We start from the raw sequence: 24,089 nt of genomic DNA, 5'->3' as shown, positions 1-24,089 counted from the left end.
TATGGCAAAAGATAAAGGGCTGATACATATATACTGCGGAGAAAATAAAGGTAAAACAACTGCTGCTGTGGGGCTTGCAGTCCGCAGTTTTGGCAGTGGGTTTAAAATTATATTTTCTCAGTTTTTAAAAACTTCTCCAAGCGGCGAACTTTTAAGTTTTGAGAAACTTGGTATAAAAGTATATAGAATAACAAAGCCAAAAGGTTTTACATGGGAAATGAATGAAGATGAGCTTGCACTTTTAAAAGAAGAACATAATAAATTATTTAAAGAAGTTACTTCTCTTGTAGAAAAAGATGGAGATAAAACGCTGCTTGTATGTGATGAGCTTGTAGGGGCTTATGCAGGCGGTCATATTGATAAAGATATGGTTATGGATTTTTTAAACAATAAGCCAAAAAATTTAGAAGTAGTATTAACTGGTAGAAATCCAAGTGAAGAATTAATGGAAATTGCTGACTATATTACTGAAATGAAAAAGATAAAACACCCTATGGATAAAGGGATAAATGCAAGAAAAGGAATAGAAATGTAAGGTGAAGTATGCAGGAAATATTAAAACCTATGGATATAGAAAAAAGAAGTTTTGAAATAATATCACAAGAGATAGGCAGTGTAGATTTAAATGAAAAAGAGCTGCTTGTTTTAAAGCGAGTAATACATACTACTGCTGATTTTGACTATAAAGAAAACCTTGTTTTTAGAAACAATCCAGTAGAAAAAGGGATAGAAGCATTAAAAAAAGGGTGTGTTATAGTAACAGATACTAATATGGCTCTTGCTGGAATAAATAAACCATCATTAAAAAAAGGCGGAAACAGTGCAGTCTGCTATATAGGCGATGAAGATGTGGCTTATGCTGCATCAGAAAAAGGTGTTACAAGAGCTCAAGCAGCAGTAGAAAAAGCTGCAAAACTTAATGAGCCTGTTATTTTTGCAATAGGCAATGCACCTACTGCACTTATTAAAATAGATGAGCTTATTAATAACGGTAAGTTAAACCCAGTATTAATTATTGCATGTCCTGTTGGCTTTGTTAATGTGGTGGAAAGTAAAGAGTTAATCTTAAAACATAATATTCCAAGTATCACATCTGTTGGCAGGAAAGGCGGCTCAAATGTGGCAGCAGCTGTTATTAATGCAATGCTTTATCAGGCTTTTCCAAGGTAATATATGAAAGAAGTTGAAAAAATAATAAATGAAATAAAAGGTGCAGATAAAGATGCTTTAAAAAAAGCACAAATCAGACAGGATAACCTTTTAAAACCAAAGGGCAGTTTAGGCACTCTTGAAAAAATTAGTATAAAACTTGCAGGTATTACTGGTAAAATTAATAACATGGCAGATAAAAGAATACTTTTTCTTTTTGGAGCAGATAATGGCATTTATGAAGAAGGTGTTGCAGCAACTCCACAGCATTTTACAAAAACATTAATTTTAAGTTATGCTGATAATGCAGGGACTGGCATAAATACTATTACAAAAAGCTGTAATACAGATTTGAAACTTATAGATATGGGTATTAAAGGCGGCGTTAATCATAAAAATATAGATAATAGAAACTTAATGATTAATGGCACAAATAACTTTATGAAAGAAAAAGCAATACCTTATGATATTGTTATAAAGGCAGTAAAAACTGGTATAGATTATGCAAAATATGCTTATGACAATGGCTATAATATTATAGGCAGCGGAGAAATAGGCATGGCTAATACTACAACTGCTGCTGCATGTATTATGTCATTTATAAAAAGCAGTGACAGCATGCTTATTGGCAGGGGGGCGGGGCTTAAAGATGAACAGCTTGAAATAAAGCGTAATGTAATAAGTTATGCTTTAAAGGATTATGATTTATTTAATCAAGAGCCTTTTGAAGTCCTAACCTGTGTGGGTGGACTTGATATTGCTGCTATGACTGGCTTATATATTGGTGCAGCATATTACAGACTTCCAGTTGTGATAGATGGGCTTATTTCTGCGGCAGCTGCTTTAACAGCATATAATATAAATAATAAAATAGTTGATTTTATGTTTACATCTCATTTATCAGAAGAGCCAGCTTATATTAAGGCAGTAAATATTCTGGGACTGGAACCAATACTTAATTTACACATGAGATTAGGTGAAGGCAGCGGCTGCCCTATTGCTATGCAGATAATACAAAATGCATGCGATATAATGAATAATATGCAGACCTTTCAGGATATTAATCTAGAAGAAGAATATAGGAAAGATATAAAAATGTAAAAATAAGTTTGCAGTATTTTTTACTGATAATAAGTATATATTTTACTGCATATATGCTTATTTTTTATTTTACTTGCATTTTATAAAATAATATGACATATCTAGTTAGTATATATCATCAGTGGGGGAAGGGTTGTATGAAAGGAATAATATTGGCAGGCGGGTCAGGCACAAGGCTTTATCCCCTTACTTTAACAATATCTAAACAGTTACTGCCAGTATATGATAAACCTATGATTTTTTATCCACTGTCTACACTTATGCTTGCAGGAATTAGAGATATTTTAATTATTTCTACTCCGCAGGATTTACCCAAATTTAAAGAACTTTTAGGTGATGGCTCTTCTTATGGTATAAAATTATCTTATGCAGAGCAGCCAAGCCCAGACGGACTTGCTCAAGCCTTTATAATAGGCGAAAAATTTATTGATGGCGATGCATGTGCTATGATATTAGGCGATAATATATTTTATGGCAATGGCTTATCAAGACATTTACAAAGAGCAGCAGGGCAGCCTAATGGTGCTACAATATTCGGTTATTATGTTGATGACCCTGAAAGGTTTGGTATTGTAGAATTTGATGCAGATGGTAAAGTAGTTTCCATTGAAGAAAAACCAAAAAATCCTAAATCTAATTACTGTGTTACAGGGCTTTATTTTTATGATAATAGAGTGTGTGAATTTGCTAAACAGGTTAAACCATCAGACAGGGGAGAGCTGGAAATTACTGATTTAAACAATATGTATTTGAAAGACGGCTCATTAAATGTAGTAACTCTTGGCAGAGGGTATGCATGGCTTGATACTGGCACAATAGAAGCTCTTGCTTATGCTGGCGAATTTATAAGAGTTATAGAAAAACGACAAGGAATGCAGGTAGCAGCAGTTGAAGAAATTGCATACCGTCAAGGCTGGATAAGTAAAGAAGAATTATTATCATCTGCTGAAAAATATGGAAAAAGTCTGTATGGTAAGTTTTTAAAATTAGTAGCAGATGGGACATATTTAGGGTAGGTTATACAATGAATATTATAAAAACAGCGATAGACGGCATTTATATACTTGAACCAAAAGTTTTTGGAGATAACAGGGGCTGGTTTATGGAAAGTTACTCTGAAAAAACAATGAAAGAGTATGGGTTTGACTATAATTTTGTTCAGGATAATCATTCGTTCTCTGCTGTAAAAGGCACATTAAGGGGTATACATTTCCAAAAAGGAAATTCTGCACAGGCAAAACTTGTCCGCTGCTGTAAAGGTGCAGTGCTGGATGTGGCTGTTGATTTAAGAAAAGGCTCGCCTGCATATAAAAAGTGGATAGCTGTTGAATTATCTGCGGAAAATAAACGCCAGCTTTTAATACCACGGGGCTTTGGTCATGGATATGTTACATTAACTGACGATGTAGAGTTTTTATATAAAGCTGATAATTACTATGATGCAGCAAATGATAGAAGCATATTATGGTGCGACGAAGAGATTGGAGTAAAATGGAATATAGATAATCCAATTATCTCAGAAAAAGACAGCCGTGCCCCAAAACTAAGGGACAGCGATGTAGATTTTAAATATTAATATAATGGGGTAAAGTATGAAAATAATAGTAACAGGTGGTGCTGGTTTTATTGGCGGCAATTTTATCCACTATATGCTGAATATTTATAATGATTATAAAATAATATGTCTTGATGCTCTAACTTATGCAGGCAATATGGAAACATTAGAGCCAGTAAAAGATAACCCCTGCTTTAAATTCTATAAGGCAGATATTGCAGACAGGACGGCAGTTTATGAAATATTTGAAAAAGAAAAGCCAGATATTATAGTAAACTTTGCAGCAGAAAGCCATGTAGACCGCTCTATTGATAACCCGGGTATATTTTTGCATACAAATGTTATAGGCACAGGTGTATTAATGGATGCATGTAGAAAATACGGCATAACAAGGTATCATCAGGTATCAACTGATGAAGTTTATGGTGACTTGCCACTTTCAAGACCTGATTTATTTTTTACAGAAACTACTCCACTGCATACATCAAGCCCGTATTCAGCATCAAAAGCATCTGCAGATTTATTGGTGCAGGCATATCACAGGACATTTAAACTGCCTGTTACAATTTCAAGATGTTCTAATAACTATGGACCATACCATTTTCCAGAAAAACTTATACCGCTTATGATTGCAAATGCATTAGCAGATAAAGAGCTGCCAGTATATGGCAAAGGGGAAAATGTCCGCGACTGGCTTTATGTGCAAGACCACTGCTCAGCTATTGATTTAATTATACATAAAGGCAGAGTTGGTGAAGTTTATAATATTGGCGGTCATAATGAAAAAACTAACTTGGAAGTAGTGAAAATAATATTAAAAGAGCTTGGAAAAAGTGAAGATTTAATAAAGTATGTTACAGACAGACCGGGTCATGATATGCGATATGCAATAGACCCATCAAAAATACATAATGAATTAGGCTGGCTGCCTGTTACAAAATTTGAAGATGGCATTAAAAAAACTATAAAATGGTATCTTGATAATGCTGACTGGTGGCAGCACATAATAAATGGGGAATATAAAGACTATTATGAAAAGCATTACAGCAAAAAATAATAGTCTGGTTTAGTATATGTTTTTTCTTTTAAATATATTATAAACTGCATTAAGGCGGAGTGTATAAAATGAAAGTATTAGTTACAGGTGTAAATGGTCAGCTTGGCTTTGATGTCTGTAAAGAGCTTGATAGAAGAAATATAGAAAATAAGGGCATAGATAGAGAAAGCTGTGATATTACAGATGAAAATGCAGTGTCAGCTTATATTAAAAATTATGCACCTGATGTAGTTATTCACTGTGCTGCATACACTGCTGTTGACAGGGCAGAAGATGAAAAAGAAGTGTGCTATAATGTAAATGTAAAAGGCACAGAATATATTGCAAAAGCATGTAAAGAAATAGATGCAAAAATGGTATATATTTCTACTGATTATGTATTTGAAGGGGCAGGTGATACTGCTTATGAAATAAATGATAATGCAGCTCCAAATAATACTTATGGTCTTACAAAATATCAAGGTGAAGAAGCAGTTAAAAAGATATTGAGTAAATATTTTATTATCCGCATTTCATGGGTATTTGGCATTAATGGAAACAATTTTATTAATACTATGATGAAGCTTGGTGAAAGCCGCAGAGAATTAAATGTAGTTGCAGACCAGATAGGAAGCCCAACTTTTACTTGCGATGCAGCACCTTTAATATGTGATATGGCAGCAACAGAAAAATATGGTTTGTATCATGCAACAAATGAAGGCTGCTGCTCATGGGCAGATTTGGCAGAATATATATTTTCTGTAACAGGTCAGAATATAGTAGTTCATCATATAAAAACTGAAGAATATCCTGCAAAGGCATTAAGACCAAAAAATTCAAGACTAAGTAAAGCAAGCCTTGATAATGCAGGGTTTAAAAGGCTGCCAGACTGGAAAGATGCTGTTAAAAGATATATAAAAGAAAAATCAGGGCAGAAAATATAGATACTGTTACAATTTGTTATTTAATATGTGATATGACAGCAGCAGAAAAAGTATGGCTTTTATTATGCAGGAAAAAGAAATTTATTTAGTGGCTTAGTTCAAAATTTTTGGGTAAGTTCACTTCCTGTCCCTGCATTGTCATTCTGAGGCGAAGCCGAAGAATCTTATAAAGTAGAAATTGCAAATTATTTTTGATATTGAAATAAACATTATTAAAAAAGCTGAGTTAAGTAGATAATTATGATATTAGTAACTGGCGGTGCAGGATATATTGGCAGCACAACTGCAAGATATTTGATAGAACATGGTGAACAGGTTGTTATTTTAGACAGTCTTGTTTCATCTAATATTGAAGATGTGCCTTGTAGAGCTATTTTTTATAAAGGTGATATAGCAGATACTGTTAAGGTAAGTGAAATAGTAAAAAAACATAATATAGAAGCCTGTCTGCATTTTGCAGCCTACATAGAAGTGGCAGAATCGGTTGCAAATCCATATAAATATTTTGAAAATAATATGTCAAAAGCTCTTATTTTATTTAATACATTAAAATATAATGGTGTATTAAAGATAGTTTTTTCTTCTACTGCAGCTGTATATGGAGAGCCTAAGTATACACCGATTGATGAAAATCACCCATTGAATCCAGTTAATCCTTATGGTATGAGTAAATATTTAGCAGAAAATATCCTTTCTTCTTTTGATACTGCATATAATATGCGATATGTGGCATTAAGATATTTTAATGCATGTGGTGCATGGGGTGGCAGTGGAGAAAAACATAACCCTGAAACACATCTGATACCACTTATATTACAAGTGCCGCTTGGAAAAAGAGAAAAATTATATATCAACGGCACAGACTATAATACAAAAGACGGCACATGTATAAGAGATTATATACATGTTTATGATTTAGCCTGTGCTCATTATGCAGCATTAAATTATTTAAGAGCAGGCGGTAAAAGTGAAAAAATAAACTTAGGAACTGGCACTGGCTTTTCTATTAAAGAAGTAATAGAAGTGTGCGAAAAAGTCACAGGGCAGGAAATAAATAAGGAAATCCGCAGCAGGCGTGCAGGTGACCCTGCTGTGCTTATAGCATCAAATAAAAAAGCAAAAGATATACTTGGCTGGGATATTACATATAATAATTTATATGATATAGTGAAGTCTGCTTATTTATTTCATAAAGATAATTAAGATATTATGAAGTAATGTAATATGTATAATAAAGATGGCTCATACTGAGCCTGATAAGGCGAAGTATCTTAATTTATCTTTTATTTTCAAATTCATCCCTGAATTTGAAAAACCACGCTCGGTCGCAGTAAATGCTCCCATCGCTTACGCTATGCGACGGGACTTCCTGTCCCTGCATTGTCATACTGAGTTTGATATAGCGAAGTATCTAAAAGATATAATTTAAATATACTATAGATTATTGTAATATGTATAATATAGATTTTTCGCCTATGAAATCAGGCTCAAAATGACTGCAAGATGAAAGCCATAGGTCATACTGAGCCTGATAAGGCGAAGTATCTAAAACATAGATAATTTAAATATTATAGATTATTGCAAGATATATAATATAGATTTTTGCCTGTAAAAATCAGGCTTAAAAAAATGTCTGCTGCAAAAATTTTTTGGCTGAGTTCAAAGTCCATTACTTATTTTTTATTACTGTTTTCATATGCCTTGCAAACTTCGTCTGTATTGCCATGCATTTTTATCTGACCTTTGTCAAGCCATATTGCCTTAGAGCATACATTTTTTACTTGTGCAGCATGATGAGATACAAATAAAATCGTAAGGCCGTTTTTACGCATTTGATTTATTTTTGTTTCACATTTTGCTTTAAACTTATAATCTCCAGTTGATAATACTTCATCTGCTATTAATACATCTGGGTCAAACATTATTGCAGCAGCGAAACCAAGTCTTGCTCTCATACCTGAAGAAAAGTTTTTAATTGGCACATCTATGAAATCATGCAGCTCTGCAAAATCTACTATTTCATCATATTTTTCTTGTATTTTTTTTCTAGGTATTGCACGGAGTGCACCATTAAAAAATATATTTTCTTTTGCAGTTAAATTATGGTCAAAACCAGCACCAAGCTCAATGAGTGGAGCAATAGAGCCATAAACTTTTGCTTTGCCGCTGTCTGGTCGTAATATACCTGCTATTACTTTTAAAAGAGTGCTTTTGCCAGAGCCATTAAAGCCAACAATGCCTAAAGCTTCCCCTTTTGCTACTTGAAAGCTCACATCTTTCAATGCCTGAAATTCCTGATATAAAACTCTGCCTTTAATAAGATTTATAACATACTCTTTCAGCCCGTCATATTTAGCCATTGCAAGGTTAAATTTAACAGAAACATTTTTTACATCTATTGCAATATTATCCATATCATCTCTTCTTTTAAATATATAATATAAATTTACGCTGCAGCAGTCTAAATACAACAGCACCAGTGAAAAAAGAGCCAAAAGCAAAAGCAGCACATATCAAGTTTGCATTCAGTGAAGGTATTTGACCATCTAAAATTATTATTCTAAAATAATCTATAAAATGATACAAAGGGTTCCAGTTCATTATCTGCATTATTTCAGGTGGGAGTATAGTAACAGGATAAAAAACTGGTGTAGCATATATTAACACTTTTGTAACAACACTGTATAAATGACCAATATCTCTAAAATATACATTTAATGAGGAAAGTATAAAAGCTATGCCAACAGAAAATATAAATATATATATAAATGGCAAAGGTATAAGCAGCCAGCTTAAAGCAGCAGGTATTTTAAACCATATAAGCACTGCAGCAAGTGCTATAAGTGAAACAGAAGTATTTATAAATTCAAATAAGCATTTTTCTACAGGAAAAAGATAGTTTGGAATATACATTTTTTTTATAAGCATAGCAGAATTAATAATGGAAGAAATGGCACCACTTGTAGATGATGTAAACATTGTAAATAGAATGTAGCCAGTAAGATAATAAACAGGGTAATGCTCCACATCAAAGCGAAACATATAAGAAAAAACAGCACTTATCACTACCATCATTAAAAAAGGGTTTAAAACACTCCATAATATACCTAAAATAGAGCGTCTGTATTTTACAATAAAATCTCGCTTTACAAGGTTATAAAGAGCAGTTTTATATTGATAGTGTTTATATATGTTTGAATTTGTTATAAAATTCTGGTCTTCTGTTTCCTGATTATTGTTTTCCATTAAATATTTTTTCTCCTGTTTTTTTATATATGAAATACTACAAAAAAGCAAGAGTATATATATTATATTAATATTAGAATTATCTTCTAACCACATCAGGTTTATCAGGGTCTATATAGATGCTGTCAACTATTTCTCTATTCACTTTATCATAAATTACAAAATTTAAACCATATTTATTTTTACTTCTATTTTTGCCACTTACATTTATTGCCGCTTTGCCATCTGATGATATAAACAGATTTATAATATTTTTCATTCTGCCTTTGTATTTTACAGGCTTATTTGATATTTCTTCAAAAAATATTTGATTTTCATCAATTACAGCAGCATAACGCATATTTGCCTTATCTGAATTATATTTTTTTAGTCCAAAAGATTTTAAATCATTTTTTAAATTATCAGGTAATTTTTTTAAAACATCACCATTTGCAGCAATCATTACAGTATAGTTGTCATAAAAAGCTAAATTTTTCCATTCTGTAAAAGATTTAAGCTCTCTAATTTCTTCTCTGTTTACTGCTCTTGCATATTTAATATAATCTTCATTCCATGAAGCATATTTTGGATCATTTTTATGGGACTGAATATTATAATGCTTTATAATGTATGGTATAAGGTGGTCCATAACTTTACGAGAACCATAAAGGTTTGTATGAGACCAGTCACGAAAATCTCTATTAAAATTTAAATTTAGTTCATCATACATTATATTATAATTAATAAAATTCCATCCTTTTTCTTCAGCATAAAGTTTAAATGCTTTATCCAGCTGTGAATGTAATAAATTAGCAGAAAAAGGCATTTTTACAAATAAAATATTACAGTTATGTTTGGCTGCTAAATCTACCATCATATTTGCATATTTTATTGTTTCTGGATATAATTCTATTTGTGTAATATTATCATTTTCATATCTATTAACACTATTTATTGAGTGTATTTTAGATAACCATGAGCCATAAGAAGAGCCTGAAAATCTACCTTTCCAAAAAGTGTCGTATGTAAAATCATACTTAGTTAATTCTTTCCATCTTGAATGATATTGTTTTATAGTATTTATGTTTTTTAAAATATCATCTGTATTTTTATAAATATATTTGTATGCATAAAACTTAAAAAAATCATTTTTTAAATTTTGTAAATGTATCATAGTTTGTTTTTCTTTATAAGATAAATCTTCAAGATAAGCTGTATCAAATATTATAAGTTTTGGATTATATTTTGACAGTATTTCTTCTAAAAATAAGTATGATACTTTATAATATTGCTGAGCAGTTCCACGGTTGTATGAAACAATCCCATATTTATGCCATATTTCCATTGGAGACATGGTAAAGTAAACTCTACTTGTTCCTAGAAAAAATACATCTATATTATTTTTTTCATTATAGTATTGTTTAATATTATATGATTCATATTTATTTTTTATTATATCTTCATAATTAACAGCAATTAATATTGTTAATACAGTAAATATTATTAATGAAATAACTTTTTTTATCATATATCACCTAAAACTGAAAATAAATAAATTGATTAGCATTATATGCTGTGCCATAAACACCAAAAGTCAGTATTCCAAAAATTGCTATCCAATATAATATCCATCTAAAAACTAAATTTTGTTTCGCCAGTTCTTCTCTTATTTTGATACCTTTTTCCTGCATAAAAGATACTGCCCATAAAATAATAATAGAAAAGCATAATACATAGAAATCTTTTCTAGAAAGTCCCATATCATAAAGTGAGTTATCAAAAAATATCCAAGGGTTCCAAACACTAAACATTTGCTTTGTCATAATAACAGCAGTTTCTATATCTGGAGCTCTAAAAAAGAGCCGTGAATAATTAATAATTAAAAATGCTATAATAATTTGAAATAATCTAAAACTAAAACATTGTGTATTTATATTAAAAATAGAGTATATCTTTTGAAATACTGGCTTAAAAATATCATCAAGTATAATACTTAAACCATGTATCATACCCCATATAATAAATGTCCAGTTTGCACCGTGCCATAAGCCGCTTATAAAAAAAGTAATTAATATATTTCTATATTTTTTTATTTTAGAGCACCTGCTGCCACCTAATGGAAAATATATGTAATCTCTTAACCACATAGAAAGTGATATATGCCATCTTCGCCAGTAATCACCAACAGATACTGCAAAAAAAGGATGGTTAAAGTTTTGTAATAAAGTAAACCCCATAGTTTGTGCTGCACCTATTGCAATACATGTATAACCAAAAAAATCTGCATATATTTGTATAGAATAGATTGTTATTGCAACAAATATTTCAAGCCCCATATAAGCTTCATAGTTTTCAAATACAAAATTTACTAAAATGGCAGCTCTATCGCCTATAACCATCTTTAAAAAATAACCATAGAGCATTAATAATAAACCGTTTTTAAGATTATCATAATTAAAATATTTTCTTTCCTGCAGTTGAGGAAGAAAAGTTGCAGTTCTTTCTATTGGTCCTGCAAGTAATTTTGGGAAAAATGATATAAAAAGAGCATATTTTATAAAATTAGTTTCTGCTTTTGCACCTCTATATATATCAACTATATAAGCTATCATCTGCATAGTATAAAATGATATACCAAGTGGTAATATTATATCAAATTTTGGCTGAATTAATTGAATATGAAGTGCAGATAATAAAATATTTATATTATCTACTGCAAAATAAAAATATTTAAAGAAAAATAAAATGGAAAGGTTTAAAATAAAGCTAATGGAAACATATATGTTTTTAAGTTTTGCTGCATTCCCCCCCCCACTCGTTTTATTTGCTTTATCTATCAATATACCACTAGTATAAGTTATAAAAGTAGATGTAAGCATTAATAGAGCATATACAGGGTTCCAAGCCATATAAAAATAATAGCTTGCTGCTAAAAGCCAAATATATCTAAATCTGTGTGGTATTATAAAGTATAATAAGATAACTACTGGAAAGAAAATTAAAAAGCTTATGGAATTAAAAAGCATTTATTAACCTTAATTATTTCTTTTGTCCATAATAAGCACCTGCACCATGTTTTCTGTAATAATGTTTATTAAGAACATAATCAGGCAGTAGAACAGCAGCAGGATTAATAAGCATTGTTTGATAATTTATTTGAGCTATCTCTTCTAAAACAACAGCATTTTCCACAGCATCAAGCCCGCCTTTATCTGCACTGCCGCCCCATGTAAATGGTCCATGCTGCTTAACTAAAACAGCAGGTATTTGAAGCCAGTCTTTATCTTTAAATGTTTCTGCTATTACTTTGCCTGTATTTAATTCATAATCGCTTTCAACTTCATCATAAGTTAATGCTCTAGTGCAGGGAATATCACCAAAAAAGTAATCTGCATGTGTCGTTCCCATAGCTTTAATTGGAATTCCTGCTTGAGCGTATGAAGTTGCATATTTAGAGTGTGTGTGGCATACACTATAAATTTGAGAGCATGAATGATAAATTTCTAAATGTGTTTTTGTATCTGATGATGGCTTTAATTTACCATCTATAACTTTACCAGCTAAATCCAAAACAACCATATCCTGTGGCGACATTTTTTCATATTCAACACCAGATGGTTTAATAATAATATAATCTTCTACTCTGGCAGAAACATTACCCCATGTTAAAGGCACTAATCCCTGCTTATAAAGCTGTATATTTGCTTCATAAACTTTTTCTTTTATATTATCAAACATGCTTTTCTTCCTTTTTTATCATTAGTGTATGTGATAACCCTGTTTTTAAATCATACTGTGGCTGCCAGCCTAAATCCATTAGTTTAGATGCATCAAGAATAGAATCAAGTGGCTTAGAATAACCCTGTTTTTCTATTTCATCTGGTATTTCAAACTGGAGAGATACTTCTGCAAGTTCAGATAAAGTTTCAGCATATTCTCTGATAGAAGCAATAGAGTTTGGATTTGCAACATTATAAACCTGACTGTCTTTACTATATAAAATAACATAAAGCATAGCATATACTGCATCTGCCACATAGCAGTATGTCCTTTTCTGCAAGCCTTCACTTTTCATAATTATTTTTTCACCATTTAAGGCATTTCGCAAAAACTGTGCATCTGCTCTAGAATTTTCATTTGTAATTGCAGCACCATAAACATAGCAAAGGCGTAATATGTTTGCTTTTATATTATATTGATGATTATAACTCATACATAATGTTTCTGCTGCTCGTTTAGATTCTGGGTAGCAGGAACGCACAAGTTTTGAATCTATCATACCAAAATCATCTTCTGTAAATGGTTTATCAGCATTATTCCCATATATTTCGCCAGTAGATATGTATAAAAAGCAGGCGGCAGTATCTTTTATCATTTCTAATAAATTCATAGTCCCTGTTAAGTTTGTTTTCATAGTGCCGACAGGGTCTTTTGAAAAGGCAAGTGGGTGTGCATTACTTGCTGCATGTATAATATAGTCAGCTTCATATTTTTTCTTTAAAGGTTCATTTAAATTCTGCTCTATAAAACATAAATTTTTATTTGCTTTAAATCTTTTTTGTAATTTTTCTAATTTTGAAGATACGGCATATACATATATATTTTGAGAATATGCAGTATTATACCACATTATAAAATCTACTAAGTAAGAAGCAACCAGCCCTGTTGCACCTGTAATAAAAAAAGACTTATTATTAAGTTTTAAAATTTCATCGCCTAATAAATCTACAAGTTTTTTATATTCATTTTCTAATGTGTTGATTGTCATTTTAAATTCCTTTTAATAAGGCTCTAAAAATTGCAAGGTCTTCTGATGTTGTTAATTTAATATTTTTCTCAGACCCTTTTGAAAAATATACAGTCTGTCCAGTTTCAACTAATAAGGTGCAGCTGGCAACAGAATTAGTGATACCCATTTCTTTTGCTTTTTTGTGTGTATCTAAAATACTGCCTAGTGTAAACCCTTGTGGTGTTTGAGTTCTTTTTAAATTATCTCTAGGATATGCAGAAACAGCAGAAGCTCCGTCTACAGTTTCAAGCATTGCTTCCTGACATGGAATGCAGACAACAGCATTTCCTTTTTCTCTAGTTACATTAATACATTCAGAAATTATCTCACTAGAAACCATAGGGCGAATAGCATCATGAATTAATACTATATCTTCTCTGCTGTAAAATTTTGCAAGTTCATCTAATCCGTTTTTAATTGACTCCTGTCCTGATTTACCAGAAGGGGCGATATATTTTAGCTTTGTAATATTATATTCTTTTGCATAATTTTGTAGGATAATTTCCCAGCCTTCAATACATACTACAGCTATAGCATCAATATTTGGGTGTTTCTCAAATGCTTCTAATGTATAAATAATAATAGGTTTATCATTTACTGTTATAAATTGTTTTGGTATTGCTGACAACATTCTTGCCCCAATACCACCTGCAATAATTAGTGCAATATTCATAAGCCACCCCTTATTTAATTTTTAATTTTGTTTTTAATATTCCAGTAAGTCTTTCACTATTGTTTATATTATTATATTCAGAAGGGAAAAACTTTTCTAATATTTTACTTTTTAATTCTTTATGACGGTCTGGGTTGTTATAATTTTCTTCTATTGAGAATATTGTTTCTTCCCAGGTTTTTGTAACATCGCCTGCACAATTTTCTTTATATGGCATATTAAATGTAGTTTCTTCTTTCTCAAAAGTATCTAAATCAAAAGCAAAGTAAATAACTGGTTTTTGTGTAATTAAAAAGTCATAACCAATGGATGAATAGTCTGTTATAATCTGCGAATATTCATATAATGATGCATAAATATCTTTTTCATCACTAACTTCAATGCGGGGATAAACAGCTATGGCATTTTTAATACGAGATGTGTAATTTCTCCAAGTATGAGGATGCAGCCTAAGATACATAACAGCATCAATTTTTTCTAATAAATTATTAATTTTATCAAGATTTTTTATGAAATCTTTTACCATAAATTGCTCTGTTTCAGGTTTCCATCTGTATGTTGGAGCATAAAGTATTTTATATTCAGTAACTTCTTTTTCTATATTTTCATACATAGTAATATTTCTAGGATATCCACATGCAAGCTGTGCATTTTCTGGTATTTTCCAAGGGTTTGCAACAATATCCCTAAATGGCTGTCCCGGGCATACCATACCATAATATTCTTCAAAAAGTTCTCTAAAAGGTGCTTTAAAAAAATATTTAACTGGCTTTATGATTTTATTTATTATTCCATCATCATTATTTATTAAAATATCTGATGATAATCTTGCACCGGGAACTGTTGTGTTTGGGAGTTCATTACCTATAGGTATCATACTTTTAGGACCAACACCATGCCATAAGTTTACAAATTTTGTTCCAGCATTCAATCCGTATCTTGGCGTATAATCACTCATTTTAAAATGGTCAGAAACAGCTAATTTCGCCCTAACCATTGTCCAAAAACCTGCAAAAGAGTTCATTTTATAACATGGCATTTTTTCTTCATTCAGCTGTTCAAATACTTTATCATCCATTGTAAGCCATACAGTCTTTATTTCAGGATGATTTTTTATAATATATTCATAAAAATACTGAGTATTATCCATATAAGATGTTTTTGAAAACCCAGAAAAAACCCAAAGATTTTTATTTTTAGGAATAAGAGCTAACCACCAGTAAAGCGAAAATCTAAACATTTTAAAAACTATATTTTTAATGTTTCTAATAAATGATATAAATGGGTTTAAAATTTTTAATATTTTCCTATTATTTAATAAATCAGCATTCTCTTTGCCTAATATATTTACCTGATTTAACCTTATATTAAATCCATAAAATAGATTTTTAGTCATTTGATAAACTTCTGGATATTGCTTTTCTAGTGATGTCAGTAAATCCCATCTGTCATTTTCAATTATTGCATTTGCATAGTTTTTAGCTTCTGTCCATAATCTGCCTTGCAGTTTATTTATACAAAAACTATCATAATGTTTTATATAGTAATCTATACATGTTGTTAATATTTTAAAATATTCTAGTCTTGTATTTAAAAAGTGGTCATCCATAGATGTTTTATTGTTAAAAACACCAGAAACACCTCTGCGGTATACACTCATTACTTCATTTAATATATATAGATGACCTTGCCCCATGTGCAGAAAAATCATAGGCATATCCCCAATAAAACCATCTGTTTTTAAATTTGCAGGTATTTCAATATTATTCCACCTGATAAAAAGTGATGAAGTATGGGGCCATTCATAAACAATGTCTGATAAAATAAGTCTATTTTTTGATGGTATATTATCTTCATTAGGCTGAATAAAATCCTGCTTGGCATAATAATCATACAATGACCATTCTTTATCAGCCTGAATCTTTGTTTTATGTGCACAAATATTTACATCATTATTTGATTCCATAAAATCATACTGCTTTTGGAGTTTATTTTCATTTGTCCAAAAATCATCACCATCACAAAATGCTGCATATTTTGATGTAACCCTGTCACATATATCCATAAAATTTTCTAAAGCTCCTATATTAGAAGAGCGTTTGATATGCTTAATAATATCAGGATATTTTTTTGCATATTCTGCAACAATTTCACTTGTTCCGTCAGTAGAGCCATCATCACCAACTAATACTTCATAGCCAAAATTAGTTTTCTGCATTATAAAGCTGTCAAGTGCTTCCTTAATATATTCTTTTTGATTATATGTAACACAAACTACTTGAACTTTTATTTCTTTTTTTTCACTCATTACTAAACTCTCCAGTCAATAAGGGCTGATAAATTATCTACTCCAAAAACAGAAATATTTTTATTTTTCATAACTTTTTGCCGCTCTGCAAAAGAATCATCTATAAATACAGCATTATTTTTAGTAATATAGTTTGATTTTTCATCTGTATCTGCTATATGAATAATTTTATTAAAAAGATTTTTTGAAATACATAAATCATCTAATTTTTGATAAATATCACCAGCATGCTTAGTTAAAAGAATGATTTCTTTTTTTTGATTTTTAAATTGATACAGCAGCTTAACAGCATCAGTATTTACACCTGTTTGAAGAGAAATTACATCATCAAAATCAATATAAACAGTATCAAAATCTAAATTTATTTTATAACTTGCATATAATGCTCTATCTATTTGTATTTCATAGTTATTTCTAATAATTTCTACATCATAGCCCATCATATCAAAAAGACTTAATTGAGCAAAATTAACACCAAGACCTAAAGATAAACCCATAGTGCCGGCTATTCGTGGTGCTATTTCCATTAATACAAATTCACCATCTGTATTTTCTTTTACTTGAAAAAACCAAACACCTTGAAATGATAAAACTTTATTTATTTTTTCTGCCAGTTCTATAAATTTTGGGTTATTAACAGTTTTTGAAGAAACACTTATACCATTGCTTATGCGAATACGCTGCCTGCCCATTGCAAAAAGAAGTTTGCCATGTCTATTTGTAAAGCAGTCTATTGTGTATTCTCTTCCGGGTAAATATTCCAAAATTAATAATTCACTATTTTTAGATAAATAAAAATCAAGCTCATGTTTGTTAGATACTTTACAGGTGCCTTTAGAGCCCTGTCCCACTGATGGTTTTAAAAAAACAGGATATTTTTCTATATTATCTTTTTGAAATAATTTTGGTGTTGGTATAATACCTTGAAATTTTTTATATGTTTTTTCTTTAGAACGGCATATTTCATTTGTTTCTAGTGATGATGTTATGATTTTTGCTTTAAACTCATGTGCATGCTGAGCTAGTTTTAGAACGACACTGTCATGGGCTGGAAAAATAAAATCTATTTTGTAATCATCGCAAACTTTTTGCAGTGCTGGAATAAATGCAGCATCTTCAACAAAAGGAATATTTGGAATATATGTTTTAAATACATATTCCCCATGGTCAGAAATAGATGATGCACCAACCATTTTAAAATGAATGCTGTCTTTTAATGCTCTATTTATCTCTAATGCTATTTCACTTCCGCAGGGAAAAACTAAAACGCGTTTTTTCATTTTATATATAAATACCCCTTCTATAATTAAATATGTCTAAAAGTTAAATAATAAATGGCATAAAGCCTGTAAATCTTTGTTTAAATTTATTAATAGTATGTCGTATTTTTGATACTGCACCTTTATTTTCTGCAAATGCAGTTTTTAATATTTGTGGATAAAGATTTAGCAGTTTATTTAAGGTCTCTTTATCATTGTTACGCAAAGATGCTAATGCAGTATTACGAACCATGTGTATTTTTTCCTTGCTTTTATCTGCTCCAAAATATTTTTCAACAGATTCATAAAAGCAAAGGTGCTCTATGCCGTAATTTAAAAACCATTTGTCTAAAAGATTTACTCCATACCATATACCATTTACATGCTTTCTATAAACTGCCATAACATCTGGCAAAAAACATATTTTTCCTTTTGAAGCATGTAATAAATGCAGGTAATAATCAACTGGAAGAATATTTTTAGGGAGTATATCTTCTATACTGTTTTTATCATTAAAAACCCAGCGATACATAACTGAATTTGTCTGAATAAAGTTATATTTTAATAAATCATTAATATTTAAAGTTTTTTTATAAAAGCGGTGTCTTGATTTTGGAAAAATTACATTTTTTTGTGAGCCATCTTCATATTTAATTAAAACAGGGTGAAAACAGATGCTGCAGTCTTTATGTGTATCCATAAAATCAGCCTGTTTTTGAAGCTTGTTTTCATCTGTCCAGTAATCATCACCATCGCACATTGCTACATACTTTCCTTTACATGCACTTGCAGCATCTAAAAGATTTTGATAACTGCCTGTATTATGGCTGTGAAATATTGGCTTAATAATATCAGGATATTTTTTTGCATATTCCTTGATAATATCTTGCTGCCCGTCAGTAGAACAGTCATCAGCAATAATAACTTCAAAAGGGAAGTTTGTTTTTTGTGTTACAAAACCTTCTAATGTCTGCTTAATAAAGTCTGCATGGTTGTATGTAACACAGCATACTGAAACTAAGGGCATAACAAGCCTTTAATAATAAGTTCAGAAATTTGTTTAACATTTTCATGGGGTAAATCTGGATATAACGGCAGGCATGCAATGCGTAAAGCAATATCTTCAGATACAGGGCATGATGCTGCTTTTTCTATATATGGTAAATTATTAAGTGATGGATAAAAATACCTGCGAGGATAAATATTATTATCATTAAGGATAGAAAAGACATTTAATAATTCTTTTTCTGATTTAAAAACTACTGGATAATAAGCATAATTATACTGTAAGTCAACTTGTTTTTTAGGTCTTTGAATATGCTCTTTTAATATGGTGTCATATATGTTAGAAATAGCTTTACGGCCTGCAATAATTTTAGATATATAAGGAAAATTAGCTAAACCCATTGCTGCATGAAACTCAGACTGTTTTCCATTAATACCAAGAGTAATATGGTCATCTTTATTGTGACCAAAACGCTTTTGCAATTCTAATTTATCAGATACTGCTTTATCTTTGACTATGCAGGCTCCGCCTTCAACTGTATGGAAAAGTTTAGTAGCATGAAATGATAATGTGGAAATATCTCCATAGCTTGATAAAGCCCTGCCTTTATATACAGAACCAAATGTATGAGCTGCATCATAAATGACTTTTAAGTTATATTTATCTGCAATAGCATTAATTGCATCTATATCGCAGGCATAGCCAAAAACATGGACAGCCATAATAGCTTTTGTATCTTTTGTAATTGCAGCTTCAATTTTACTGGCGTCTATTGTAAAATTATCTGGCTCTATATCAACAAATACTGGTTTACATTTTTCCCATAATATACTAGATGTGGTAGCAACATAAGAAAAAGGGGTGGTAATAATTTCACCATGAGTTATATCTAGTGCAGCCAAAGCTAATTGCAAAGCTATTGTGCCATTTGTAACATAATGTATATTTTCAACACCTAAAAATGAACGCAGTTTCTCTTCCAAACCTTTTACACAAGAGCCAGTATTAGTTAAAATTCCACTTGCAAATATATCTTTTACATAATGCATGTATTCATCAAGTGCAGGAGTGAAAGATTTTGTTACATAAATGTTCATAATCACCAGTAATAAAACAAAGATTTTATGCTATAATGGAGCAATTATATATAAATAAATATATTTGTCAACTGTATTTATCTTTCATTAAAAAATATGTAAAATCCAAAAACGATTGCAAGAGTTTAAGCATTGTTTCAAGTTCTCATAAAAAATATCATTAGCCGATTTATAGTTAAATAATTTTCTAGGATAATTATTCATCCAGTCCCCGAATTTTTTTAATATAAGCAGCTGAAAAATGTTTAATATCAGTTTTCTTTTTAATAAACTCATCTATAAGTTTATTATTATTCTCATTACTTCCACTTTCTTGGGGAACAATAAGGGTGAGCATAATATATTATAGTTCGCTTAGATAGTTTATTATACACTGATTTTTCTAGACTTTCCATATCTAAAAATTCTACACCATTATCTACTGTTATACTTTTAAATATTAATAAGTGTTTATTTTTTTGTCGTTTTAGTGTAGTATACATTAGTGGTCGTTAACTCCTTTTTATTTTTTTGGCTGAAAAATATTATTTTATTTAAAGAGTTTTAACAACCACTTTTTTTGACTCAATTGTTTTGAAATCGTTTTTGGATTTTATCTGTATGCCGTTTATTTTATATTTTACTTGAAACTTAAAAGTAATTGATTTATATACTATTAAATCTATAAATAGATTATGTGAATAAAAATATTAACTTTTTCTATAAGCATAACAGGCTTATTAAAATGGAAAGTAAAAATCAATAATGAAATATAATGAATAACATATCCTTTAAACACAGAATAAGCACATATACAGGCTATATTATATTAGGTTTAGCTTTTGGACTTTGGGCAATGCTTGTGCCTTTTGTTAAAGACAGTCTCTCAGTTAATAAAGCAGAACTTGGACTTTTACTTTTGCAGATTGCTTTTGGCTCAGTAATCAGTATGTTTTTTACAGGATGGACTGCTGCAAAAATAGGCTGTAGAAAAACAGTGATTTTATCTTCATCATTATTAATTATATGCCTTTTAGTTCTTTCTATATCAGGAAATATTTTTATTACGGCTGTATTTATGTTTTTATTTGGTGCAGGTATTGGTATGCTTGATGTTACACTAAACATACAGGGTGCAATAGTAGAAGATGGTATGAAAAAGCACTTAATGGCAGGCTTTCACAGCATGTATAGTTTTGGTGTATTTTTTGGTATTTTAATTGTAACATATCTTTTAAAACACTTTACCCATATTACAGCTGTATTTATTATTACTGGCTTTATTTTCATACTGCTTGTATTAAGTATACCTGCTCTTTTAAACTATGGTGGAGAAGTGCCACAAAAACTTTTTATAAAGCCTGCACGGATACTTTTTATATTAGGTATTATATGCTTTACAGCATTTGCTGCAGAAGGGGTTATCCTTGACTGGAGTGCATTATTTATGCGGGAAGTGAGAAAGATTGAGCCGCAGTATGCAGGATATTCATTTTCTCTTTTTTATATTACTATGGGAATATGCAGACTTTTTGGAGATAAAATAGCCAACAGATTTTCTATAAAAAATATTCTTTTTGCAAGCAGTATGACTGCTGTAACAGGTATATTAATTATGCTGTATATCCCACACAGCTGGGCTTCATTTATTGGCTTTACATTAGCAGGAGCAGGACTTGCAAATATAGTGCCTGTTACAATTTCAGCTTCAGGCATATATAAAGGCAATATGCCTTTAAGTATAGCAGTTTCTGCTGTTTCAACTATCGGATATTTTGGCACATTGTTCGGCCCTGCTGTTATGGGTTTTGTATCTGAAATGACAAACTTAACAACAGCCTTTACTTTAATAGCCTGTTTAATCTTTCTAATAACATTTTTATCAAAAGGTTTTAAATAAAAAAACTTGCAAGAATGTAATTTAACCTGTAATATATAAACTATTAAAATATATACTGGAGTGTTTATGGACAGATTATGGGCTACATGGCGTATGGCTTATATTACAGGTAAACATAAAGATACTGGCTGTGTATTCTGCAATGCACCTAAAAGCACAAAAGATGAAGAAGTTTTAATATTACACAAAGGCAGCCACTGCTTTATTATAATGAACCTGTTTCCTTATAATAATGGTCATGTAATGGTTATCCCTTACAGACATACTTCTGATATTACTACATTAACAGATGAAGAATCCTTTGAAATGATGAAATTTGTCCGCATTATGACAAAAGCCATAAAAAAATCACTTAACCCAGAGGGGTTTAATATAGGCATGAATATTGGCAGACCGGGAGGTGCAGGGATTGCTGACCATCTCCACATGCATATTGTTCCTAGATGGACAGGTGATACTAACTTTATGCCCGTTATAGGTGAAACAAGAGTTATTTCTGAACATTTAGAAGCAACATATAACAAACTTTATACTACTTTGCAGGAGGAACTAAAAAATGATAAGAATATTTAAACTGGTTATACAGGCTGTATTTATTGGCTATCTTATAATATTTTCTGTAAGTAATGTGGAAACTGTTACATTTAAACCGCTTATGAATATTGCAGTATATAATATTCCCTTGTTTCTGCTTGTAATTATTACTCTTTTTATAGGTATAGTTATTGGTGCATTAGCAGTATGGGGTGAAAGTCTTGCATTAAAAAGTAAAATTAAAAAACTTAATAAAGAAATTGCAGCAGAACAGCAGGAAATAGAAAGGCTGCAGAAATTAACTATTTCAAGTGAGCCTGCAAAACAGGAAAGTCCAGCAGTTATAGAAGAAACAAATAAAACAGAAACAACTTCAGAAAATACTCAAAATGATATAAAAGATGCATTAAGGTAATGTTATGAGCTATACAGAGATTGCAAGCATATCAACAGCCATAATAATAGCAGTAGTTTTTATATTTTTCTTAACTAGAAAAAACACTGTGAAACAGCCTAAAAAAACAAGTATTTCTGTTGTAAATGCCCTTTCTGCCTTTTTTAACGGCGATGACAATACAGCCATTGATATACTGAAAGATATAGCATTTAAAGGCGGTGCAAACCCTGAAATATATTTAATACTTGGTTTTTTATTCAGAAGAAAAGGTGACTTTACCCGTGCTGCTCAAATACATGAAATGATGCTTGGAAAGAATGAACTTGATAAAGATTTTAGAAATGCTTTAATTGGTGAGTTAGCAGAAGATTATATGCTTGCAGGTCAATATGCAAAGGCAGTATCACTTTTGCAGAATGAACATCAGGTAATGAACAACCCTGATAATATTATAATTATGGCAAAAAGTGCACTTTTTTCTCAAAGCTATGATAATGCTCTGCAATACCATATAAAATATAATAAAATAACAGGTAAATATCTTCCGGGCTTTTTTGAAAAATGTATGGTAGAAAAAGCTGTCAATGCTGCAAATCCGCAGGCTTCTTTTAAACATATTAAATCAGCCTTGGAAAAAAACAGACAATGCCGCCCTGCAAGGATAATAAAAGGGCTTTTATTCTTAAAAACTGATAAAGTGCAGAAAGCAGTTGACGAATTTCAGCAGGTTATAGAAGAAGGGCTGCTCCGTGATATGAACGACTTTAAAAATGTGGAAAAAGCATATATTGCAGCAGGAAAAGAAGGCGACCTTACTAACCTTTTAAGGCAGCAGGCATCTCAAGGTGCATTAAATCCATTTATCCATATAGCATTAGCTGAAAAATATGAATATAATAATGAAAAAGAAAGTGCTAAAATTATTTTAGAATCATATATTGAGCAGCCTGACTCAAAAATAATAGCGGCGAAAGTATTGGCAGAAAAATTTAATAATAAATTTATAGGACATATAGTAAAAGACACATATTCTTTCAAATGCAGAAACTGTGGTTTTGAAACAAACCAGTATAAAGATGACTGTCCAAAATGCAGTGCTTATGACAGCATTTATCCAAAATAAAAATAACTAAGGTA

At 30.7% G+C, this 24,089-nt stretch carries 24 protein-coding genes; 12 read left to right on the top strand and 12 right to left on the bottom strand.

The window, feature by feature from the left end:
- Position 1: 1 nt before the first annotated feature.
- The 8 genes from N508_RS05455 to galE all read left to right on the top strand — a co-directional run bounded on the left by N508_RS05455 (position 2) and on the right by galE (position 6,988).
- Positions 2-535, top strand: coding sequence for a cob(I)yrinic acid a,c-diamide adenosyltransferase (locus tag N508_RS05455; RefSeq protein WP_023275396.1), 534 nt, complete (start codon positions 2-4; stop codon positions 533-535).
- Positions 536-543: 8 nt separating this feature from the next.
- Positions 544-1,170: a precorrin-8X methylmutase gene (locus tag N508_RS05450; protein ID WP_023275395.1), complete on the top strand. Its 627-nt coding sequence runs from the start codon at positions 544-546 to the stop codon at positions 1,168-1,170.
- Positions 1,171-1,173: 3 nt separating this feature from the next.
- Positions 1,174-2,250, top strand: a complete 1,077-nt coding sequence (gene cobT / locus N508_RS05445) for a nicotinate-nucleotide--dimethylbenzimidazole phosphoribosyltransferase (RefSeq protein WP_023275394.1) — start codon at positions 1,174-1,176, stop codon at positions 2,248-2,250.
- Positions 2,251-2,387: 137 nt separating this feature from the next.
- A complete protein-coding gene (rfbA, locus tag N508_RS05440; protein ID WP_023275393.1) occupies positions 2,388-3,266 on the top strand; it encodes a glucose-1-phosphate thymidylyltransferase RfbA in 879 nt (292 codons plus the stop codon).
- 8 nt (positions 3,267-3,274) lie between these two features.
- On the top strand, positions 3,275-3,826 hold the full coding sequence (rfbC, locus tag N508_RS05435; protein WP_023275392.1) for a dTDP-4-dehydrorhamnose 3,5-epimerase: 552 nt from the start codon (positions 3,275-3,277) through the stop codon (positions 3,824-3,826).
- Between the two features lie 16 nt (positions 3,827-3,842).
- A complete protein-coding gene (rfbB, locus tag N508_RS05430) occupies positions 3,843-4,862 on the top strand; it encodes a dTDP-glucose 4,6-dehydratase (RefSeq protein WP_023275391.1) in 1,020 nt (339 codons plus the stop codon).
- Between the two features lie 68 nt (positions 4,863-4,930).
- Positions 4,931-5,785 carry a dTDP-4-dehydrorhamnose reductase gene (gene rfbD, locus N508_RS05425; protein ID WP_023275390.1) on the top strand — a complete coding sequence of 285 codons (855 nt, stop codon included), beginning with the start codon at positions 4,931-4,933 and terminating at the stop codon, positions 5,783-5,785.
- A 237-nt stretch (positions 5,786-6,022) separates the two neighbouring features.
- Complete coding sequence (gene galE / locus N508_RS05420; protein ID WP_040636520.1) at positions 6,023-6,988, top strand: UDP-glucose 4-epimerase GalE; 966 nt, start codon at positions 6,023-6,025, stop codon at positions 6,986-6,988.
- Positions 6,989-7,458: 470 nt separating this feature from the next.
- Here the strand turns inward: galE and N508_RS05415 are convergent, their stop codons facing one another.
- The 12 genes from N508_RS05415 to N508_RS05360 form a co-directional block, all read right to left on the bottom strand.
- Complete coding sequence (locus tag N508_RS05415; RefSeq protein WP_023275388.1) at positions 7,459-8,199, bottom strand: ABC transporter ATP-binding protein; 741 nt, start codon at positions 8,197-8,199, stop codon at positions 7,459-7,461.
- 13 nt (positions 8,200-8,212) lie between these two features.
- Positions 8,213-9,031: an ABC transporter permease gene (locus N508_RS05410; RefSeq protein ID WP_023275387.1), complete on the bottom strand. Its 819-nt coding sequence runs from the start codon at positions 9,029-9,031 to the stop codon at positions 8,213-8,215.
- A gap of 79 nt (positions 9,032-9,110) precedes the next feature.
- On the bottom strand, positions 9,111-10,538 hold the full coding sequence (locus N508_RS05405; RefSeq protein WP_023275386.1) for a hypothetical protein: 1,428 nt from the start codon (positions 10,536-10,538) through the stop codon (positions 9,111-9,113).
- A 7-nt stretch (positions 10,539-10,545) separates the two neighbouring features.
- On the bottom strand, positions 10,546-12,036 hold the full coding sequence (locus N508_RS05400; protein WP_023275385.1) for an MBOAT family O-acyltransferase: 1,491 nt from the start codon (positions 12,034-12,036) through the stop codon (positions 10,546-10,548).
- 13 nt (positions 12,037-12,049) lie between these two features.
- Entirely contained in the window at positions 12,050-12,748 is a 699-nt protein-coding gene (gene araD / locus N508_RS05395) for an L-ribulose-5-phosphate 4-epimerase AraD (protein ID WP_023275384.1), read from the bottom strand.
- Positions 12,741-13,778 (bottom strand): NAD-dependent epimerase/dehydratase family protein, encoded by a 1,038-nt coding sequence (locus N508_RS05390; protein ID WP_023275383.1) that lies wholly within the window; start codon positions 13,776-13,778, stop codon positions 12,741-12,743. Before N508_RS05390 ends, araD begins: the two co-directional genes overlap by 8 nt.
- A 1-nt stretch (position 13,779) precedes the next feature.
- A complete protein-coding gene (locus N508_RS05385; RefSeq protein ID WP_023275382.1) occupies positions 13,780-14,472 on the bottom strand; it encodes an IspD/TarI family cytidylyltransferase in 693 nt (230 codons plus the stop codon).
- Between the two features lie 10 nt (positions 14,473-14,482).
- On the bottom strand, positions 14,483-16,780 hold the full coding sequence (locus N508_RS05380) for a bifunctional glycosyltransferase/CDP-glycerol:glycerophosphate glycerophosphotransferase (RefSeq protein WP_023275381.1): 2,298 nt from the start codon (positions 16,778-16,780) through the stop codon (positions 14,483-14,485).
- A 2-nt stretch (positions 16,781-16,782) separates the two neighbouring features.
- Positions 16,783-18,060 carry an ATP-grasp domain-containing protein gene (locus N508_RS05375; protein ID WP_023275380.1) on the bottom strand — a complete coding sequence of 426 codons (1,278 nt, stop codon included), beginning with the start codon at positions 18,058-18,060 and terminating at the stop codon, positions 16,783-16,785.
- A gap of 43 nt (positions 18,061-18,103) precedes the next feature.
- On the bottom strand, positions 18,104-19,066 hold the full coding sequence (locus tag N508_RS05370) for a glycosyltransferase (RefSeq protein WP_023275379.1): 963 nt from the start codon (positions 19,064-19,066) through the stop codon (positions 18,104-18,106).
- Positions 19,057-20,142 (bottom strand): DegT/DnrJ/EryC1/StrS family aminotransferase, encoded by a 1,086-nt coding sequence (locus tag N508_RS05365; RefSeq protein WP_023275378.1) that lies wholly within the window; start codon positions 20,140-20,142, stop codon positions 19,057-19,059. The genes N508_RS05370 and N508_RS05365 overlap by 10 nt, the downstream gene beginning before the upstream one ends.
- A gap of 299 nt (positions 20,143-20,441) precedes the next feature.
- Positions 20,442-20,624, bottom strand: coding sequence for a hypothetical protein (locus N508_RS05360; RefSeq protein ID WP_023275377.1), 183 nt, complete (start codon positions 20,622-20,624; stop codon positions 20,442-20,444).
- Between the two features lie 272 nt (positions 20,625-20,896).
- On the opposite strand from N508_RS05360, the gene N508_RS05355 reads away from it, so the two are divergent.
- The 4 genes from N508_RS05355 (at position 20,897) to N508_RS05340 (ending at position 24,075) form a co-directional block, all read left to right on the top strand.
- A complete protein-coding gene (locus tag N508_RS05355) occupies positions 20,897-22,021 on the top strand; it encodes an MFS transporter (protein WP_023275376.1) in 1,125 nt (374 codons plus the stop codon).
- 66 nt (positions 22,022-22,087) lie between these two features.
- On the top strand, positions 22,088-22,594 hold the full coding sequence (locus N508_RS05350) for an HIT family protein (RefSeq protein ID WP_023275375.1): 507 nt from the start codon (positions 22,088-22,090) through the stop codon (positions 22,592-22,594).
- Positions 22,578-22,970, top strand: a complete 393-nt coding sequence (locus N508_RS05345) for a LapA family protein (protein ID WP_023275374.1) — start codon at positions 22,578-22,580, stop codon at positions 22,968-22,970. The genes N508_RS05350 and N508_RS05345 overlap by 17 nt, the downstream gene beginning before the upstream one ends.
- Before the next feature lie 4 nt (positions 22,971-22,974).
- Positions 22,975-24,075, top strand: a complete 1,101-nt coding sequence (locus N508_RS05340) for a tetratricopeptide repeat protein (RefSeq protein WP_023275373.1) — start codon at positions 22,975-22,977, stop codon at positions 24,073-24,075.
- Positions 24,076-24,089: the final 14 nt, after the last annotated feature.

The organism is Mucispirillum schaedleri ASF457 (genome assembly GCF_000487995.2).
Lineage (GTDB): Bacteria > Chrysiogenota > Deferribacteres > Deferribacterales > Mucispirillaceae > Mucispirillum > Mucispirillum schaedleri.
The sequence above is the reverse complement of the archived record's forward strand: the minus strand, read 5'-3'. Positions and strand labels throughout refer to the sequence as shown.

Excerpts from the sequence above, each read along its gene's own strand:
- N508_RS05455 (WP_023275396.1), top strand. The coding sequence starts at position 2 with ATGGCAAAAGATAAAGGGCTGATACATATATACTGCGGAGAAAATAAA.
- N508_RS05450 (WP_023275395.1), top strand. The coding sequence starts at position 544 with ATGCAGGAAATATTAAAACCTATGGATATAGAAAAAAGAAGTTTTGAA.
- cobT (WP_023275394.1), top strand. The coding sequence starts at position 1,174 with ATGAAAGAAGTTGAAAAAATAATAAATGAAATAAAAGGTGCAGATAAA.
- rfbA (WP_023275393.1), top strand. The coding sequence starts at position 2,388 with ATGAAAGGAATAATATTGGCAGGCGGGTCAGGCACAAGGCTTTATCCC.
- rfbC (WP_023275392.1), top strand. The coding sequence starts at position 3,275 with ATGAATATTATAAAAACAGCGATAGACGGCATTTATATACTTGAACCA.
- rfbB (WP_023275391.1), top strand. The coding sequence starts at position 3,843 with ATGAAAATAATAGTAACAGGTGGTGCTGGTTTTATTGGCGGCAATTTT.
- rfbD (WP_023275390.1), top strand. The coding sequence starts at position 4,931 with ATGAAAGTATTAGTTACAGGTGTAAATGGTCAGCTTGGCTTTGATGTC.
- N508_RS05415 (WP_023275388.1), bottom strand. The coding sequence starts at position 8,199 with ATGGATAATATTGCAATAGATGTAAAAAATGTTTCTGTTAAATTTAAC.
- N508_RS05410 (WP_023275387.1), bottom strand. The coding sequence starts at position 9,031 with ATGGAAAACAATAATCAGGAAACAGAAGACCAGAATTTTATAACAAAT.
- N508_RS05405 (WP_023275386.1), bottom strand. The coding sequence starts at position 10,538 with ATGATAAAAAAAGTTATTTCATTAATAATATTTACTGTATTAACAATA.
- N508_RS05400 (WP_023275385.1), bottom strand. The coding sequence starts at position 12,036 with ATGCTTTTTAATTCCATAAGCTTTTTAATTTTCTTTCCAGTAGTTATC.
- araD (WP_023275384.1), bottom strand. The coding sequence starts at position 12,748 with ATGTTTGATAATATAAAAGAAAAAGTTTATGAAGCAAATATACAGCTT.
- N508_RS05390 (WP_023275383.1), bottom strand. The coding sequence starts at position 13,778 with ATGACAATCAACACATTAGAAAATGAATATAAAAAACTTGTAGATTTA.
- N508_RS05385 (WP_023275382.1), bottom strand. The coding sequence starts at position 14,472 with ATGAATATTGCACTAATTATTGCAGGTGGTATTGGGGCAAGAATGTTG.
- N508_RS05380 (WP_023275381.1), bottom strand. The coding sequence starts at position 16,780 with ATGAGTGAAAAAAAAGAAATAAAAGTTCAAGTAGTTTGTGTTACATAT.
- N508_RS05375 (WP_023275380.1), bottom strand. The coding sequence starts at position 18,060 with ATGAAAAAACGCGTTTTAGTTTTTCCCTGCGGAAGTGAAATAGCATTA.
- N508_RS05370 (WP_023275379.1), bottom strand. The coding sequence starts at position 19,066 with ATGCCCTTAGTTTCAGTATGCTGTGTTACATACAACCATGCAGACTTT.
- N508_RS05365 (WP_023275378.1), bottom strand. The coding sequence starts at position 20,142 with ATGAACATTTATGTAACAAAATCTTTCACTCCTGCACTTGATGAATAC.
- N508_RS05360 (WP_023275377.1), bottom strand. The coding sequence starts at position 20,624 with ATGTATACTACACTAAAACGACAAAAAAATAAACACTTATTAATATTT.
- N508_RS05355 (WP_023275376.1), top strand. The coding sequence starts at position 20,897 with ATGAATAACATATCCTTTAAACACAGAATAAGCACATATACAGGCTAT.
- N508_RS05350 (WP_023275375.1), top strand. The coding sequence starts at position 22,088 with ATGGACAGATTATGGGCTACATGGCGTATGGCTTATATTACAGGTAAA.
- N508_RS05345 (WP_023275374.1), top strand. The coding sequence starts at position 22,578 with ATGATAAGAATATTTAAACTGGTTATACAGGCTGTATTTATTGGCTAT.
- N508_RS05340 (WP_023275373.1), top strand. The coding sequence starts at position 22,975 with ATGAGCTATACAGAGATTGCAAGCATATCAACAGCCATAATAATAGCA.